This window comes from Bradyrhizobium sp. SZCCHNGR1005 (genome assembly GCF_032489995.1).
In the GTDB taxonomy this organism is placed as follows: domain Bacteria; phylum Pseudomonadota; class Alphaproteobacteria; order Rhizobiales; family Xanthobacteraceae; genus Bradyrhizobium.
The window spans coordinates 1-15,872 of the sequence record NZ_JAUEZC010000013.1 but is presented as its reverse complement, the minus strand read 5'-3'; the positions used below and the strand labels follow the sequence as shown (position 1 = coordinate 15,872).

12 protein-coding genes are annotated in these 15,872 nt (G+C 64.2%); 6 read left to right on the top strand and 6 right to left on the bottom strand.

Features of this window, described 5'->3' with window-relative positions; all coding sequences use genetic code 11:
• Positions 1-723: 723 nt before the first annotated feature.
• A complete protein-coding gene (locus tag QXZ85_RS31665) occupies positions 724-1,809 on the bottom strand; it encodes a COX15/CtaA family protein (protein ID WP_316175552.1) in 1,086 nt (361 codons plus the stop codon).
• A gap of 101 nt (positions 1,810-1,910) precedes the next feature.
• Between QXZ85_RS31665 and QXZ85_RS31660 the strand changes: the two genes are divergently transcribed.
• Positions 1,911-2,129 carry a DUF2842 domain-containing protein gene (locus tag QXZ85_RS31660; protein ID WP_315703417.1) on the top strand — a complete coding sequence of 73 codons (219 nt, stop codon included), beginning with the start codon at positions 1,911-1,913 and terminating at the stop codon, positions 2,127-2,129.
• Here the strand turns inward: QXZ85_RS31660 and QXZ85_RS31655 are convergent.
• Positions 2,126-3,187, bottom strand: a complete 1,062-nt coding sequence (locus QXZ85_RS31655; protein ID WP_315806603.1) for a polysaccharide deacetylase family protein — start codon at positions 3,185-3,187, stop codon at positions 2,126-2,128. The two genes, QXZ85_RS31660 and QXZ85_RS31655, sit on opposite strands and share 4 nt — an antisense overlap.
• A 254-nt stretch (positions 3,188-3,441) precedes the next feature.
• Here QXZ85_RS31655 and QXZ85_RS31650 point away from each other — a divergent pair, with 254 nt between their 5' ends.
• Positions 3,442-4,629: a GNAT family N-acetyltransferase gene (locus QXZ85_RS31650; protein WP_315730192.1), complete on the top strand. Its 1,188-nt coding sequence runs from the start codon at positions 3,442-3,444 to the stop codon at positions 4,627-4,629.
• A gap of 16 nt (positions 4,630-4,645) precedes the next feature.
• On the opposite strand, the gene QXZ85_RS31645 is transcribed toward QXZ85_RS31650, so the two are convergent.
• Positions 4,646-6,922, bottom strand: coding sequence for a lipopolysaccharide biosynthesis protein (locus tag QXZ85_RS31645; RefSeq protein WP_316175555.1), 2,277 nt, complete (start codon positions 6,920-6,922; stop codon positions 4,646-4,648).
• A 338-nt stretch (positions 6,923-7,260) separates the two neighbouring features.
• On the opposite strand from QXZ85_RS31645, the gene QXZ85_RS31640 reads away from it, so the two are divergent.
• From QXZ85_RS31640 to QXZ85_RS31630, 3 genes are all read left to right on the top strand, one after another.
• Complete coding sequence (locus QXZ85_RS31640) at positions 7,261-8,391, top strand: glycosyltransferase (RefSeq protein ID WP_315704257.1); 1,131 nt, start codon at positions 7,261-7,263, stop codon at positions 8,389-8,391.
• 144 nt (positions 8,392-8,535) lie between these two features.
• Positions 8,536-10,062 (top strand): undecaprenyl-phosphate glucose phosphotransferase, encoded by a 1,527-nt coding sequence (locus tag QXZ85_RS31635; RefSeq protein WP_315703413.1) that lies wholly within the window; start codon positions 8,536-8,538, stop codon positions 10,060-10,062.
• Between the two features lie 66 nt (positions 10,063-10,128).
• Complete coding sequence (locus QXZ85_RS31630; RefSeq protein WP_316175557.1) at positions 10,129-11,394, top strand: O-antigen ligase family protein; 1,266 nt, start codon at positions 10,129-10,131, stop codon at positions 11,392-11,394.
• A 7-nt stretch (positions 11,395-11,401) separates the two neighbouring features.
• Here the strand turns inward: QXZ85_RS31630 and QXZ85_RS31625 are convergent, their stop codons facing one another.
• The 3 genes from QXZ85_RS31625 to QXZ85_RS31615 all read right to left on the bottom strand — a co-directional run bounded on the left by QXZ85_RS31625 (position 11,402) and on the right by QXZ85_RS31615 (position 14,413).
• Positions 11,402-12,583, bottom strand: coding sequence for a saccharopine dehydrogenase family protein (locus QXZ85_RS31625; protein WP_315703411.1), 1,182 nt, complete (start codon positions 12,581-12,583; stop codon positions 11,402-11,404).
• Between the two features lie 117 nt (positions 12,584-12,700).
• Positions 12,701-13,486: a DUF169 domain-containing protein gene (locus tag QXZ85_RS31620; protein WP_315769156.1), complete on the bottom strand. Its 786-nt coding sequence runs from the start codon at positions 13,484-13,486 to the stop codon at positions 12,701-12,703.
• A 123-nt stretch (positions 13,487-13,609) separates the two neighbouring features.
• Positions 13,610-14,413 (bottom strand): YdcF family protein, encoded by an 804-nt coding sequence (locus QXZ85_RS31615; protein WP_315769154.1) that lies wholly within the window; start codon positions 14,411-14,413, stop codon positions 13,610-13,612.
• 154 nt (positions 14,414-14,567) lie between these two features.
• Here QXZ85_RS31615 and QXZ85_RS31610 point away from each other — a divergent pair, with 154 nt between their 5' ends.
• Positions 14,568-15,509 (top strand): acetamidase/formamidase family protein, encoded by a 942-nt coding sequence (locus QXZ85_RS31610; RefSeq protein ID WP_315703408.1) that lies wholly within the window; start codon positions 14,568-14,570, stop codon positions 15,507-15,509.
• Positions 15,510-15,872 lie beyond the last annotated feature (363 nt).

Below are 15,872 nucleotides of genomic sequence, written 5' to 3'. Positions count from 1 at the left end.
CGCATTGCCGAACCGCCGAAGATGGCGGCGACATCGAATGCGACCAGCTCTGCCCGTCGGGTCAACTTGCCGCAGGCAATTTCTAACCGCACCATTTGCCCGCCTCCGCAAATCAGCTTATGTTCGCCTTTTGTTCTTGTTCACTCGAGGGGCGCATCCGGATCGTCAGTTGCGTGGGACAGGAATGCGGTGGACGTGGCGGGCTGTGCGCGAACCTGGTTTGCGCGGACGAGCGGCGCGTCGCGGACGGTGAAATCGCGTGGTTCTGGCGCCTCGGTGCTGGCGCTAAGTTTGCGACGACGCTTGTGCGTCGCGCAGATGACGGGGGCAAAAGAGCCGATCCCCGGGAAGATCGCGTATAAGCCGCTAACCCATCGCGCAGGGAAGGCCGGGTGTTTTCGGCCGTACCTGTGGTGACCGCCGCGTGCTTTTTCTTTTGCACGCGGGCCATGGGTGCCGGCCAGGCATCCGGCCTTCCCTGCGCCCTCGATCGTTTCGGGGGACGAACGACCGGCAGAGCTCGGGCGCGAAGCGTCGCGGGAACACAGATGCTCGTCTTCGAGAGGGCAATGACGTCTCATCACAATCGATCGTCATCCCCGCGAAGGCGGGGATCTGATCCAGTACACCGCGGCCTATCGAGGAATCACTCCTGTCTCTGGAATATTGGGTCGTCCGGTCGAGCCGGACGACGACGGCGGAGATAGCGGCGCACGCTTCGCTCTACCCGGCCTGCCCAACCGTCACGGCCCCGTCAGGCACTGCAACCAGCACCCGTCGCGGCGACATGCGCTCGGCCTGCAGCACGGCCAGGGTCAGCACCACGATGGCGACAGCCTGATGCGTCAGCGCAAGATGGATCGGCACCACCAACAGCAGCGTCGAGATGCCGAGCACGGCCTGCACGAGAATGGCCGCGAGCAGCCGGTGCGCGCCGCGCACCGCCTCGCGCCCCGCCCCCGCGCGCATCACGTCGAAGGCATAAAAGCCAGCGAGGAGCAGCAGCGCATAGGCCGTCATGCGATGCTCGAACTGCACGGTGAGGCTGTTGTCGAACAGATTGCGCCACCACGGACTCTCGAACCACAGCGCACGGCCATCGGGAATGAAGCTGCCGTCGATCAGCGGCCAGGTATTGTAGATGCGGCCCGCACGCAGGCCCGCGACCAGCGCGCCGAAATAGAGCTGCACGAAGGTAACGACGACGATCAGCCTCGCAGTCCAGCGCAGCCGCGCCGGCGCCTCGATCTCCGCGCGCGGCCGCAGCCGGCGCAAGGTCCAGACGATGGCCGCATAGATCAACAGCGCCAGCGACAGATGAGTGGCCAGCCGCACCTGCGACACCTCCGTGCGGTCGACCAGGCCCGAGGCGACCATCCACCAGCCGACCGCGCCCTGCAGCGCACCGAGGCCGAAGATGATCCACAGCCGCCGACCGAGCGGACCGCTGACGGCGCCGCGCCACAGAAACCACAGGAACGGCAGCAGATAGACCATGCCGATGACGCGGCCGAGCAGCCGGTGGCTCCACTCCCACCAGAAGATGGTCTTGAACTGCGACAGCGTCATGCCGTCGTTCATCTGGCGGTACTGCGGAATGGCCTTGTAGCCCTCGAACGCATCGGCCCAGGCCTGCTCCGAGAGCGGCGGCAAGGTGCCGGTGACCGGCTTCCATTCCACGATCGACAGCCCGGACTCCGTCAGCCGCGTGGCGCCGCCGACCAGCACCATCAGCGCGATCAGGCCGGCCACGACCAGCAGCCAGAGGCGGATCGCGGCGAGATCTTGCGTGCGGGGAACACTGGCCATGGATGCTGAACGCTCGATTGAACCGGGGCTGACAAGCCCTTATAATCTCGCGAAGAACGTGCGCAAGCCGCGCCCGTCCCGGCCTCCTTTACAATCGCGTCATGACCCTCCGCACCCGCAAATTCTTCGGCGCGATCGCGCTTTTGCTGCTCGCCTTCGTCTGGTCGATGATGGGCATGGTGGTCGCGCAGTTCCCGGTGATCGCCAACTCCGGCATGCTGCAATGGATCTATTACATCGTGGTCGGGATGGGCTGGGTGCTGCCGGCGATGCCGATCGTGAGCTGGATGCTGCGTCCCGATCCGGAGCCGCGCGGCTAATCCATCCCGATCCTGGCATGGGGCGTCGGCGCCGTCGGCGGAAAGGTCGCCCCCGACATCAGCACGCGCAGCGCCCGCAACGAGCGCGAGCGGCCGTCCCAGGCGATCCGCGGCAACGCGTGCAGGTTGGTGCGCCCTTCCGTCTGCACCACGCCGGGGATCGTCGAGACGGCGCTGACGAAGCCCGCCTGTTCGGCCATGACGACGTGCGCACGGCGGAACGTCGAGGGATCGCCGAATGGGAATGCAAGGTGTCTGACCGGACGCCGCAACGCCGTCTCCAGCACCGCCTTGCCCATCGTGATCTCGCGCTGCGCGTCGGCATCCTTCATGTTGGACAGCATCGGATAATGCACGGTGGCGCTGCCGATCGTCACCTTGGGATCCGCTGCAAGCCTGGCGATATCGGCCCAATCCATCGCCGCCGCGCGCGACAGCGCGGCGAGATCGACCGCATGGCGTGTGCAGAGATCCCGGATCGCGGCCGAGAGCTCTGCGGGCGACAAGCCGCGCAGCCAGGCAGCGAGATAGGCGAACAGCTCGTATTTCTCGGCCGATTTGAAGACGGTAAAGCGCTGCTCCCGTCCATCGATGACCAGGCTGATCCGCGCCTCGCGGGCGATCACGGCCTCCAGTCCGAGCCACCACGCCTCGCCCAGCCCATCCGGGAACGCGCTCGGCACATAGACCGCGAACGGCATCCCGTGGCGCGTCAGCACCGGATAGCCGTGGGTGATCACGTCCTTGGACGCGCCATCGAAGGTGAGGCAGGCAAAACGCCGCGGCGCGGCCAGCCGCACCGCGCGTTCGCAGGCTTCGTCGATGGAGACGATGTCATAGCCCCAGCGTTTGATTGCCCGGATGATGCGATCGAGGACATCAGGCGTGATCTCCTGCGCCTTCAGCGGCTGAAAGGCATCGCGGCGCTGCGGCCTCACCCGCTCGAAGCGCAGGATCACGCCGGCACCGCCGGCCGCGCTCGACGCCCACACGGTGCGGCCGGAAAAATAGGCCAGTTCGAGCTTGAGGCTGGTCAGCCACGCATTGTCCGACGACAAATCCCCAAGCCCCTCATCATGCGGCCACTTGAATCAAAATTCTCCAGGCCCACCTGATCGGGATTGAAAGCGGCGCGACCGTGTCGAAAGCGTTTAATTTTGGCAAGACGACCTTTTGCGATCACTCGGCCCGATGACGGGTCACATCATGCTCTCCAGGGAGCACAGCGGTTGTCATTACCTTTTGTTGATACTTCTTTGCAAAGCTCGGCCGACGCGCAAGCAGCAAAATTCCCGACCACACAGGTTTTGCGATGACCATGGCGGCCCTGATCGACAGCCGGGCGGCGCGGGCGCCCGCGCAGCCGCTGGCGTCAGGCATCGCGCGCGTCGACGTTCTGTCCGACTTCGCCGCCGCCGAGCCGGCTTGGCGCGCGCTGGAAGCCTCCGGTCTGTCCACTCCCTATCAGCGTTTCGATTTTCTCAAGCCCTGGCAGCGCCACGCCGCCGCGCAGGATAACGCGGCCCCGTTCATCGTCGTCGCCATGGATGCGGAGCAGCGGCCGCTCCTGCTGTTGCCGTTGGCATTGAGACAGATTTGCGGCCTGCGCATCGCATGCTTCATGGGCGGCAAGCACACCACCTTCAACATGGCCCTGTGGGACCGCGGCTTCGCTGCATCGGCGACTGCTGCCGATCTCGACGATCTGCTAAAAGGCCTCCGAGCGCGAGGCCTCGCCGACGTGCTGGCGCTGACCCAGCAGCCTGCGCGCTGGGGCGAGCAGGCCAATCCCCTCGCGCTCCTGCCGCACCAGCGATCTGTCAATGACTGCCCCGTGCTGGCGATGCCGGTCGGGACCGATCCCACCGCGCTCGTCTCGAACTCGTTCCGCCGCAAGCTGAAAGCCAAGGAAAAAAAGCTGCAGGCGCTGCCCGGCTATCGCTATCGGATTGCCAACACCGATGCCGAGATCGCCCGCCTGCTCGACTGGTTCTTCAGGGTGAAGCCGATCCGGATGGCGGAGCAGAAGCTACCGAACGTGTTTGCCGAGCCCGGCGTCGCAGCCTTTGTGCGCGAGGCCTGCATGACGCGGCTTGCGTCGGGCCGTCGCGCCATCGAGATCCATGCGCTGGAGTGTGACGAGGAGATCATCGCACTGTTTGCGGGGGTAGCAGACGACCAGCGCTTCTCGATGATGTTCAACACCTACACGCTGTCAGAACATGCACGCTGGAGTCCCGGCTTGATCCTGATGCGACACATCATCGATCATCATTCGGCACGCGGCTGTCGCGGACTCGATCTCGGTATCGGCGCCGACGATTATAAACGGATGTTCTGCAAGGACGACGAGCCGATCTTCGACAGCTTCGTTCCGCTGAGCGGGCGCGGCCAGCTCGCCGCTTCGGCGCTGGCGGCGCTTCACCGCGGCAAGCATCTCGTCAAACACAATCCGACGCTATTCGCGCTCGCGCGACGGCTCCGCGGAGCCTGGCATTAGCCAGGCACGGAGATCGTCAGGCGGCCACGCCGCGATGACCTTGGTCGGCAGCCTTGGAAGTCTCGACCGGCTTCTGCAGCATCGTCACCGCGCCGAAACCGACCGCACGCAGTTGTTTGCACATCTGGGTGCGGGCGCCCGCCGCTATTTTAGCATCCGGCACGACGACGGCGTGCGCGCCGGTCGTGAGCAGTTCGGCCGGAAGGTCGGCGGCGTTGCCCGCGTCGAGAAGCACATGGGCGTAGACCCGTTGCAAGGCATCGATCGCGAGCGTCAGGCGCGGCGATTGCAGCTCGGTGCGGTCGCCACCGGGACGTCCGGCGAGAACGAGGTGGAGTTTGGACAGCCGATCCTTGGTGATGATGCTGGAAAACGACGCCTCGCCCCGCATCAGCTCGATCAAGCCGGGCGCGGCAGGATCGACGGAAGCGGCTGCGAGAGCCTGGGAGGGGCCGGCGAGATCGATGAGCACCACCCGGCTCTGCCGCGCCAGCGCGCGGGCGAGCGCCAGTGCGCTGGCGGTGATCGCTTCGCCTCCGGCCGTGCCGAGCACGGTGATCCTGCAGGCGCCGTCAGCTGCGCCGAGCAGGTCGGCGGCGATCTGCTCGACCTCGGTGAGGACGGGTGCGGATTCGATGGGCCCGGACGCATCTGTTGGCGCAGCCGCGACCGTCAATACAGGTGCAGCCGAAGGTGCCGGGGCGACCTGCGGCACCGCGACCGGCGCTGCGGGCGCCGTCGATGGCAGCACCGGCTCGATCCGCGCAATGACGGCAGTCTGCACAACTGGTGCGGCGGGAGCCAAAGCGGACGGCATGGTGATGCGCAGCAATTCGCCGGTGATCACCAGGCCGGAGGTCAGCATCAAGGTCGCAAGGGTCGCAATCAGGACGATCGGCAGCTTCTTGGGATAGGCCGGCGTGTTGGAGACGATCGCCTGCGAAATGATCCGCCCCTCTGCCGGCGCGGTGTCGATGCTCTCGCGCGTGTTCGCCTCGCGGTATTTCGCAAGATACGATTCCAGGAGATCGCGTTGCGCCTTGGCTTCCCGCTCCAGCGCCCGCAATTGAACATCCTGGCCGTTGCTCGACGTGGCTTGTTTCTTGAGCTGATCAAGGCTCGCGGTCAGCGAATCCACGCGGCCGCTGGCGATCCGCGCGTCGTTATCCAGGGAACGCGAGACCTTGCCAGCCTCGTCCCGGATCTGGCGGTCGAGATCGGCGAGTTGGGCCTTCAACTCCTTGATGCGCGGGTGGTTGTCGAGCAGGGTCGAAGACTGTTCCGCAAGCTGCGCGCGCAATGTCACCCGTTGTTCGGACAGGCGCCGCACCAGCTCGGAGTTCAAGACCTCCGACGCCTCGATCGGCTGTCCGCTCTGCAGCATTTCACGGATCAACCGCGCCTTGGTTTCGGCATCCGATTTCAGCGCTCGGGCATTGTTCAGTTGAGTGGTAATCTCGCCCATCTGTTGGTTGGAGAGCGTGGTGTTGTTGGTGCCGACGAACAGGCTCGATTTGGAGCGGAATGCCTCGACCCGCGCCTCAGCCTCCTCGACTTTCTTGCGCAGGGTGTCAATCTCGCCGGCGAGCCATTGGCTCGCCGTTTTGGCCTGATTCTGCCGCGCATTTTGCTGCAGCGTCAGGTAACCGTCGGCGATCGAGTTGGCGACGCGGACCGCGAGCTCAGGATCCTGCGATTGAAACTCGATGACGATGACACGCGACTTGTCGACGGCATAAACCGTCAACCGCTCGTAATAGGCATCCATCACCCGCTCTTCCGGTGTCATGGAAAGCGGGTCGCGCACGAGACCGATCATTGCCGCCAGGGACTTCAACGGCGACACGCCGCGCAGCACCGAATCGAATTCCGGCAAATCGGCAAGCTTGTTTTTCTTGATGATGTCGCGCGCAAGATCGCGCGACAGCACGAGCTGAACCTGACTGGTCACGGCTTCGGGGTCGAGCGCGGTCCGTTCTTCGCTGCGCTCGCTGTTCGGACGCAAAAACACGTTTTCACGACCGTCGATCAATATTCTCGATTCGGATTTGTAGCGCGGCGTAACAAGGTTGACGCCGAAGATCGAGAGAGCCAATGCCGACAGTGTTGGAAGGATGATGAAGAGACGCTTGCGCGACAGGGCGCGGCCGAGCAGCCGCAGATCGAGATCTCCGGCCGGCAAGGCCGCCTCCGCTGCAGCCGATACAGGCGCAGACTGCACGATCTCCTCGGCGGCCCGGGTTGCGGCGACCTTCGCCTTCTCCCTGCCGGCACGCCAAAACGCCAAACGCATCGCTCACTCCCGCGAAGCCAACGCCACATTGCTACTCTACATGGTAGAATTACACTCTATTAAGGTTGCCACCGGGTTAATCTGGAGGCGACACGCTGCATGTGAGAGGTACGTCCTGCGATGACATCGTTAGCCCACGCCGATCCAGCGTCTTCGTCTCCAGACAGTTTCTGCATTGGCTCATCACACTTCGTTAACCACACAAGCCTTATCGCAATCTGGACTTCTCCGATGATCGCCGCAATGAAACGCGCCCGCGCTTTCCTTTTGTGCCAACTGCCACGTCTGCGCAGTTGCACGTGCTCGGCCGGATGCGGGGCATCGAACCACGTGTGACGATGACTGTGTCCGAACGACGATTTCGTATTCTGCACGCCGTTCGTGCGCCGGTCGGCGGCATCTTCCGTCACATTCTGGACCTCGCCAACGGCCAGATCGATCGCGGTCACGAGGTCGGCATCATTGCAGACAGCCTGACGGGCGGCGAGCGCGCCGACAAAGCCTTGGCCGAGATCGCACCGCGACTGAAGCTCGGAGTCCACCGCATCGCGATCCAACGTGAGCCGCGACTGACCGACGCCATCGCCTTCGCCAGGTTCGCGCGTTTGGTCCGACAATTGAACCCCGAGGTGCTGCATGGCCACGGCGCCAAAGCCGGCGCCTTTCTCCGCATGCTTGCACGCCGCCCCGGAACCATCCGGGTCTACACGCCGCATGGTGGCTCGCTGCATTACCCGCTCAGTACGACGAAAGGCGCCTTTTACGCCCGCCTCGAACGCGCGCTGATGAACCGAACCGAGCTTTTCCTGTTCGAAAGCGCCTTCGCGCGGGACACTTATCAACGCACGATCGGGACGCCGAAGGGCCTCGTGCGATGCGTGTTCAACGGCGTGACTGCCGGAGAGTTTGATCCCGTCAGCAGGGCCGCAGATGCGACCGACATCGTCTATGTCGGCGAGTTCAGAGCCATCAAAGGCGCCGACGTTCTCGTCGACGCACTCGCCCGCTTGCATGCCGATGGTAAGCCGTTGACGCTGACACTCGCCGGGGACGGCGAGGAGATGGAGCGACTCAAGGCGCAGGTCGAAAGATTTGCACTCACGCACGCGGTGCGCTTCATCGGTCATGTCCAAGCTCGCCATGGTTTCGCGCAAGGACGGCTTCTCGTCGTTCCATCGCGCGGCGACTCGATGCCTTATGTGGTGATCGAGGCGGGTGCCGCGGGAATTCCGATGATCGCCGCCAAGGTCGGCGGTATCCCGGAGATTTTCGGGCCGTATGGCGATGCTCTATTTGCGCCGAACAGCGCCGGCGCGCTGGCGGATGCGATCGAGACCGCGCTGGAGAATCCGGATGTGCTCCGAAATCGCGCCCAGGCATTGCGCGAGCGGATTTTCCAGCATTTCTCCCAGAACGCCATGGTCGAAGGCGTGCTGGCAGGATACCGCGAAGCATTTACCAAGACCTGACACCATTTACCATCGCTAACAGTTTCTTCCGAATTGCCGCCTAATCCGGCGCATGGGGATTTTCCCTATGCGTTCTCGGCGCATTACATCACCAAAAGCGCTTTACGGGCTTGTACGACTGTGGAACCCATCAACGCACGCTCGATGTTGGACGCTGCAGCGGCGGCGGCGGCCACCTCCTCAGTCGGCACCCCAGCCGTCGAGCGCCGGCGCCGCCTGTCGCCTGCGGCCCTTGCGGTCGCTAACCAAAAAGTCCGCCGCGCCTATTCGCCGATCGTCATCGCTGGCGTCGTCCGCATCGCCGACTTTCTTCTGCTCAGCCTTGTCGGCAGTGCGATCTATGTCGGCTACGTGATCCCGCTGAGCGGCTTTCATTGGGAATATCTGGGAGCGATCCTCGGCGTAGCCGCAACCATGGTGGTCTGCTTCCAGGCCGCAGACATCTATCAAATCCAGGTCTTCCGAGGCCAGGTGAGTCAGATGACGCGGATGATCTCGTCTTATTCTTTCGTGTTTCTGCTCTTCATCGGCATCTCCTTCTTCGCCAAGGTCGGCAATGAGCTTTCGCGCCTGTGGCTCGGCGCGTTCTTCTTCACTGGTCTCGGCACGCTGATCGCTACCCGTGTCTTTCTGCGCAGCCTGATCCGCGGCTGGGCGCGCGAAGGCCGGCTCGACCGGCGCACCGTGATCGTCGGCGCCGATCAGAACGGCGAACAACTCGTTCGCGCTCTGGAGACCCAAGAGGATTCCGACATCGAAATTCTCGGCGTGTTCGATGATCGCAACGACAGCCGCGCGCTCGAGACCTGCGCCGGCGTTGCCAAGCTCGGCAAAGTCGACGACATCCTGGAGTTTGCGCGCCGCACCCGCGTCGACCTCGTGCTGTTCGCGCTGCCGATCTCGGCCGAAACCCGCATCCTGGACATGCTGAAGAAGCTGTGGGTACTCCCCGTCGACATTCGCCTCTCGGCGCACACCAACAAGCTGCGCTTCCGCCCGCGCTCCTACTCCTATCTCGGCGAAGTGCCGACGCTCGACATGTTCGAGGCGCCGATCACCGATTGGGACCTCGTGATGAAATGGCTGTTCGACCGCCTGGTCGGGAGTCTGATCCTGCTGCTCGCCTTGCCGATCATGGCTCTCGTGGCGCTCGCGATCAAGCTGGATAGTCCCGGCCCCGTGCTGTTTCGGCAAAAGCGTTTCGGCTTCAACAACGAGCGGATCGACGTCTTCAAATTCCGCTCGCTCTATCATCACCATGCCGATCTGACGGCATCGAAGGTCGTGACCAAGAACGATCCGCGCGTGACCCGCGTCGGCCGCTTCATCCGCAGGACGAGCCTGGACGAGCTGCCGCAGCTGTTCAACGTCGTCTTCAAGGGCAATCTGTCGCTGGTGGGACCGCGCCCGCACGCAGTCCTGGGCAAGCTGCAGAACCGCCTGTTCGACGAGGCCGTCGACGGCTATTTCGCGCGGCACCGCGTCAAACCGGGCATCACCGGCTGGGCGCAGATCAACGGCTGGCGCGGCGAGATCGACAACGAAGAAAAGATCCAGAAGCGCGTCGAGTTCGACCTCTATTACATCGAGAACTGGTCGGTCTTGTTCGACATGTACATCCTGTTGAAGACGCCGATCGCGCTGATGACCAAGAACGAGAACGCGTATTGAACCTCGGGTCCGAGCCGGGCGGCGCGTCGTCCAGCCCGACCTCCGAGGCCGAGTTGCGAGTGTGTGATGGCGTATGCGGCGACAGCCGGAGAGTTCGCGTCGCGGCCGATAGCCCCTCCGGGCATCGTCGCGTTGCAACGCGCGCTGATCTGGATGGTCGGAGCCTCCAGCGCGATCGTCTTCATCGAGCCCAGCCCCTATGAGCTCGTGACGCTGGCTTCGGCCTCCGTCTTCATCGCGACCGGCGTCCGGCTCAGACTGGTCCTCGTGCCGTTGCTGCTGCTCTTGTTCCTGCTCAATCTCGGCTACACGATCAGCGCGATCCCGCTGCTTGGTGACTCCACGGTCGCGACGTGGATCGCGACCTCCTGGTACATGGCGGTGACGGTGGTCTTCTTCGCGCTGGTCAGCGCCGACGACACCGCAGCCCGTCTCGACATGTTGCGCCGCGGCCTCCTGGTCGGCGGTCTCATCGCCGCGCTCGCGGGCGTGGCCGGCTACTTCCACCTCGTGCCCGGCGGCTACGATCTCCTGACGCTTTACGGTCGCGCGCGCGGCACCTTCAAAGACCCGAACGTGCTCGGCGCGTATCTGATCTTGCCGGCGCTGTTTGCCCTGCAGAACGTTGTGACCGCACATCTGGCCAAGGCGCTGCGCGGCATCCTTGTGCTCGGGGTGATCGCGCTTGCGATCCTGCTGGCATTCTCGCGTGCCGCCTGGGGCGGCCTGATCCTGACCGCGGCCTTCATGCTCAGCCTGATGGTTCTCACCAGCCGGTCGCGCGGCGAACGCTCGCGCGTCATCGTCACGACCATCGCCGCTGTGCTCGCCGTCGCGCTGCTGATCGCGGTGCTGTTGTCGTTCGATTCCATCGCGGAGATGTTCCGGCAAAGGGCGAGCTTCGACCAGAGCTATGACGAAGGCCGCTTCGGCCGCTTCGGCCGGCACATCCTGGGCGCGGCGATGGCGCTCGACCTGCCGTTCGGCATCGGCCCGCTGCAGTTCCACCGCTACTTTCCCGAAGACACCCATAACTCCTATCTGAATGCCTTCATGTCCGGCGGCTGGCTGTCAGGCATCTGCTATCCGACCCTGGTCTTCACCACCGTGATCCTCGGCTTCCGCCACATCTTCATCCGCGTCCCCTGGCAGCGCACCTATATCGCGATCTTCGCCGCCTTCGTCGGCATCGTCGGCGAGAGCTTCATCATCGACACCGACCATTGGCGGCACTTCTTCATGATGCTGGGCACGATGTGGGGGATGTTCGTCGCGGCACAACCCTACAAGCGCGAGGAACGATCGGTGATCGTCGTCCCTCGCGACCTCTAAGCGCCCATCAGCCTTCGGCCTCGAACGTCAATCCGGCGTTCTCGACCAGCCGCTTGATCAAGCGGTCGCCCATCGCCGCACCCGGGGTCCAGAAGCCGCCTTTCACTTCCGGCGCGTCGCGCAGCAGACAAAGCGCGCATTCGGAGATCATCTTCGCCGTCAAGCCGTAGCCGGGATCGCCCTTGCCCTTCACGCCCGCGCGAACGCGTCGCCCGTCGGGAGCAACCGCGACGTAGAGCAGGTCGAAATACCCATTGTCGCGCTTCTCCTTCGAGGGCCCCTCGCCCACCTTTGGCGCGTTAGGGCCGGTCTTCTCGGCATTCGCCGCCATCACCAGCTTCGCGTTGGCCTGGCCCTGCTCACCGTCTCCGGTAAGCACCATCTCGTCGTAGATGAAGTCCTGACCGTAGGGAAAGCCCATCAGCATGTTGGAGCGATGGACGTTGCGCGTGTTGACCAGCGCCATCGCAAACGGCGCCGCCCAGGACTGGAAGTCCTCTTCGTAGAGCGGCCTGTTGCCCGGCGGCTGCTTCGGTCCCTTGAAGCCCGGCGTCAGCGCGAACGGATCCTTCATGATCGCAACCAGGCTCAAATCACTGGTCAGCGCGGCGGCTGTCGCCTTGGCGCTGGCCGCCGTGCCGCCCGAGAGCGAGCCGCTCATTCCGCGGATACGTCCCTTGACCCGCGCCGCCGGCGCGCCCAGCACTTTCCTCGCCTGCTCCTGCACGAAGAAAACGCCGAGCTCGAACGGCACCGAGTCGAAGCCGCAGGAGAAGAGGATGCGCGCGCCGGTCTTTTCCGCCTCCGCCTGATGCTGCCCGATCATCTGATGCATCCACAGCGGCTCGCCGCAGAGATCGGCATAGTCAGTGCCCGATGCAACGCAAGCCGCAAGCACATCGGCGCCATAGAGCTGATAGGGACCGACCGTGGTCAGCACGAGCTTTGCCCGATCGACCATCGCACGAATGGACGAGGGATCGCTCGAGTCGGCCACGATCAGCGGCGTGTCGGCAGGCGCGCCGATCGCATCGCGCACCGACGCCAGCTTGTCGCGGCTGCGGCCGGCCATCGCCCATGTCAGCGCTTTGTCGCCGCGATAATGCGAAGCCAGATATTCGGCGACGAGCTGGCCGGTGAACCCGGTCGCGCCGTAGACGACGATGTCGAACTTGGATGAAGCACTCATTCTCAGATCCTTGCTACATCCGTCATTGCGAGCGCAGCGAAGCAATCCAGTATCACGCAAAGATTCTGGATTGCTTCGTCGCCTTCGGCTCCTCGCAATGACGGCAACTTCAAAATTTCATTTCTTCCCATACGACACGCTCATGCCGGCGCGGACATCGTTCTGGATCCCGTAAGGCGCGATCGGATAGCGCAGGCCGTTCCTGGCGAGCTGCTTCATCCCGGCGATCGCCTTGCCAAGATCAGAAGGCTTCAACGCCATCAACATCTCCTCGTCCGGCACGCCGCCATACCGCCGCTCGGCAAAGCACGGCAGCGACAGGCTTGGCTCGCCGGTCTTCAGCGCCCGCCCCCACGAATCCGCGCAGGCGGTCTCGCCGACCACGCCCCATTCGAACTTCTTGTAGCCCGTATATTGCAGGCCGTTGATCAGGATGATCATCTGACCGGGTGTCGCGTAAACCAGGCAGATGTCGGGCGGATTGAGGCGTCCGCTGGCCAGCGGACTCACCGCCATGGCCTGATAGCGGCCGAACGGAACCACGTCCAGCGCCTCCTGGCGCTTGCGGGCGTCCTCGGCGGTGCCGTGCCACACCCCGACATAATTGGTACCGGCAAGCCAGGCCTCGTCCTGCGGACCAAGCCCGATCACGGCGCGGCACTGCGCGCCGACGAGATCATCGCCGGTGACGCCGACCGTCCAGCCGAGGCGCGAGGCCATGCTGACGATCTGGTCGGTCGTATGCACCGCGTTCGGACGACGGATCTTCTCGACCGCTTCCATCTCATCGACGCGGGTGAACATCTTGATGCCGATCACCGTCGTCTTCAGCCGCAACAGCGCGTTGAGGTCGGCGGCCATGCCGGCCACATCCAGTCCGTCCTGCGCGCTCGCCTGTGGCATGGCAATCACTCCCTCGCTTGGGCATCGATGGCCCGCTTTTTGGCTCTGTCCAGCGAGCGTGTGTTAGACCGTCGCGTGCCACGAGGCCAGCCCCCGCCTCACAAGCTCGCAGGCTTCGCCAGGCTAGCGACTGTCCGGCCCCGGCAGCAGCTGGTCGGTGCGATCGCGCAGCCGATAGGCCAGAAGTCCCAGCCATTCGCGTACCGCGGCATCGGTGCGTCCCAATCCGACCAGTGCGACGTTCTCGAAGCTGAACAGATCGGCCCAATGGCCGACGCGCCAGTCGACCGGGTAAGGCTCGACCGGAAAGCCGGCCTTGCGAAACAGTCCGACCGAGCGCGGCATGTGATAGGCCGAGGTGACGAGCAGCCAGCGCTCGCCGGGCTTCGGCGCCACCAGCTGCTTGGAGAAGATCGCGTTCTCGTAGGTGTTGCGCGACAGCCGCTCGATGATCAGGCGATCTTTGGCTACGCCAAGGCTGGTCAGAATGTCCGAGGCGAAGTCGCCCTCCTTCGCATCGTTGGAGATCAGATTGGCGCTGCCGCCCGTGAACAGAACCCGTGCGTTGGGATAGCGGCGCGCCAGCGCTGCCGCGGCGATAAGACGATCTGCCGCCGAGCGCGTAATCGGCGTGTTGTGGATCACGGACATGTCGGCATCGACCGGACCGCCGAGCACGACGATGCCGTCCGGAGCCCCTTTGCTCGCGTCCCATTTCGGAAAGCGGCTCTCCAGCGGATACAAAAGGTAGTTGCCGAGCGGCGAGAAGGCGCAGACCGCGAGCAGCACGATCACGAGGACGAAGAGCCTGCGGCCCCATCTCGCCCAGCGCGTCGCCAGGAGAACCGCTGCGATGACACCCAGCTCGATCAGGAAATTGGTCGGCAGCAGCATCGTGCCGAGCGTTTTCGACAAGACAAAGAACATTCGGGACTCCGCGCGCGCCGCCCTGAATCGGCGCTCCCGACCTCTTACACGACAGCCGTGCCTTGCGTATCCGCCTATCTGCAGGGCGGCTGCGATTTGCTATGGATCGAGGGCACATCTTTTCCGAGCCGGATACCGGAGGCGCCAGACCGTCATGACTCACCATCATCTGCACGCAAGCCCCGAAACCTGTCACTGGGGCTTCTTCGAAGCCAAGCTGAAGCCGGTGCTCGCGATCGAGAGCGGCGACGAGGTGACGATCGACAGCATCAGCGGCGGGCCCGATGTCCTGCCGGACAGAACCAAGTTTCACGTCCCGCCGGAGTTGCTCGATGTTCACGCCAGAAGCGAGCGGATGGTGCCCGGCCATATCCTGACCGGTCCGATCGCGGTCAAGGGGGCCGAGGTCGGGGACGTGCTGGAAGTCGACATCCTCGATGTGCAGCTGCGGCAGGATTGGGGCTACAACTTCATTCGCCCGCTCGCCGGCACCCTGCCCGATGATTTCCACGAGAGCCGGCTGCTCAATATCCCCTTGGACAAGGCACGGATGGTCGGGAAACTGCCCTGGGGCCTCGAACTGCCGCTGGCGCCCTTCTTCGGCGTGATGGGCGTGGCGCCGCCGCCGGCCTGGGGCCGCATCACCTCGCTGATCCCGCGCGCGATGGGCGGCAATCTGGATAACAAAGAACTCGGCGCCGGCGCCAAGCTCTATCTGCCGGTGTTCGTGCCCGGCGCGCTGTTCTCCTGCGGCGACGGCCACGGCGCCCAGGGCGATGGCGAGGTCTGCGTCACCGCGATCGAGACCGCGCTGCAAGGCCGCTTCCGCCTGACCGTGCGCAAGGATCTCAAGCTCGACTACCCCCGCGCCGAGACCGCCACCCATTACATGACGATGGCCATGGACCCCGATCTCGACCAATGCGTGGTGCGCGCGTTGCGCGACATGATCGTGCTGCTCGGGGAAAAGCGCAACCTGTCGCGCGAGGACGCCTATACGCTCTGCAGTCTCGCCGCCGACCTGCGGGTGACGCAGACCGTCAACGGCTCCAAGGGCATTCACTGCATGATCGCCAAATCGGTCGTGCACGGGTAATCCGACTTGAGGGGCCTTACATCATTGCGAGCCACCGGGGCCGCGCGAATGCGCGGCCGGATGACAGGCAAAGCAATCCAGACCTTTCGCGGCAAGATTCTGGATTGCTTCGTCGCCGGAGCCTGCCATCGGGCTCGCCGGAGGCGAGACCCGGTGGGCTCCTCGCAATGACGTCGGGGGCATCTCGCATCCCAAACTTGTTCCCAGGCCGACCGAGACACACGTTCGCTGTCCCGCGGCACATCATGCCCGAGTTCTGCTGCAACAGTTGCCCTCTGAAAGGTCGGAGGGCGCAGGGAAGGCCAGGCGTCGGCTGACGCCTGCGGCCCGCCTGCGAAAAAAATGCAGGCGGCAGGTACCACA

Coding starts and splice junctions, on each gene's coding strand:
- QXZ85_RS31630 (WP_316175557.1), top strand. CDS start 10,129: ATGGCGTATGCGGCGACAGCCGGAGAGTTCGCGTCGCGGCCGATAGCC.
- QXZ85_RS31615 (WP_315769154.1), bottom strand. CDS start 14,413: ATGTTCTTTGTCTTGTCGAAAACGCTCGGCACGATGCTGCTGCCGACC.
- QXZ85_RS31620 (WP_315769156.1), bottom strand. CDS start 13,486: ATGCCACAGGCGAGCGCGCAGGACGGACTGGATGTGGCCGGCATGGCC.
- QXZ85_RS31650 (WP_315730192.1), top strand. CDS start 3,442: ATGACCATGGCGGCCCTGATCGACAGCCGGGCGGCGCGGGCGCCCGCG.
- QXZ85_RS31610 (WP_315703408.1), top strand. CDS start 14,568: ATGACTCACCATCATCTGCACGCAAGCCCCGAAACCTGTCACTGGGGC.
- QXZ85_RS31665 (WP_316175552.1), bottom strand. CDS start 1,809: ATGGCCAGTGTTCCCCGCACGCAAGATCTCGCCGCGATCCGCCTCTGG.
- QXZ85_RS31625 (WP_315703411.1), bottom strand. CDS start 12,583: ATGAGTGCTTCATCCAAGTTCGACATCGTCGTCTACGGCGCGACCGGG.
- QXZ85_RS31640 (WP_315704257.1), top strand. CDS start 7,261: ATGACTGTGTCCGAACGACGATTTCGTATTCTGCACGCCGTTCGTGCG.
- QXZ85_RS31660 (WP_315703417.1), top strand. CDS start 1,911: ATGACCCTCCGCACCCGCAAATTCTTCGGCGCGATCGCGCTTTTGCTG.
- QXZ85_RS31645 (WP_316175555.1), bottom strand. CDS start 6,922: ATGCGTTTGGCGTTTTGGCGTGCCGGCAGGGAGAAGGCGAAGGTCGCC.
- QXZ85_RS31635 (WP_315703413.1), top strand. CDS start 8,536: ATGTTGGACGCTGCAGCGGCGGCGGCGGCCACCTCCTCAGTCGGCACC.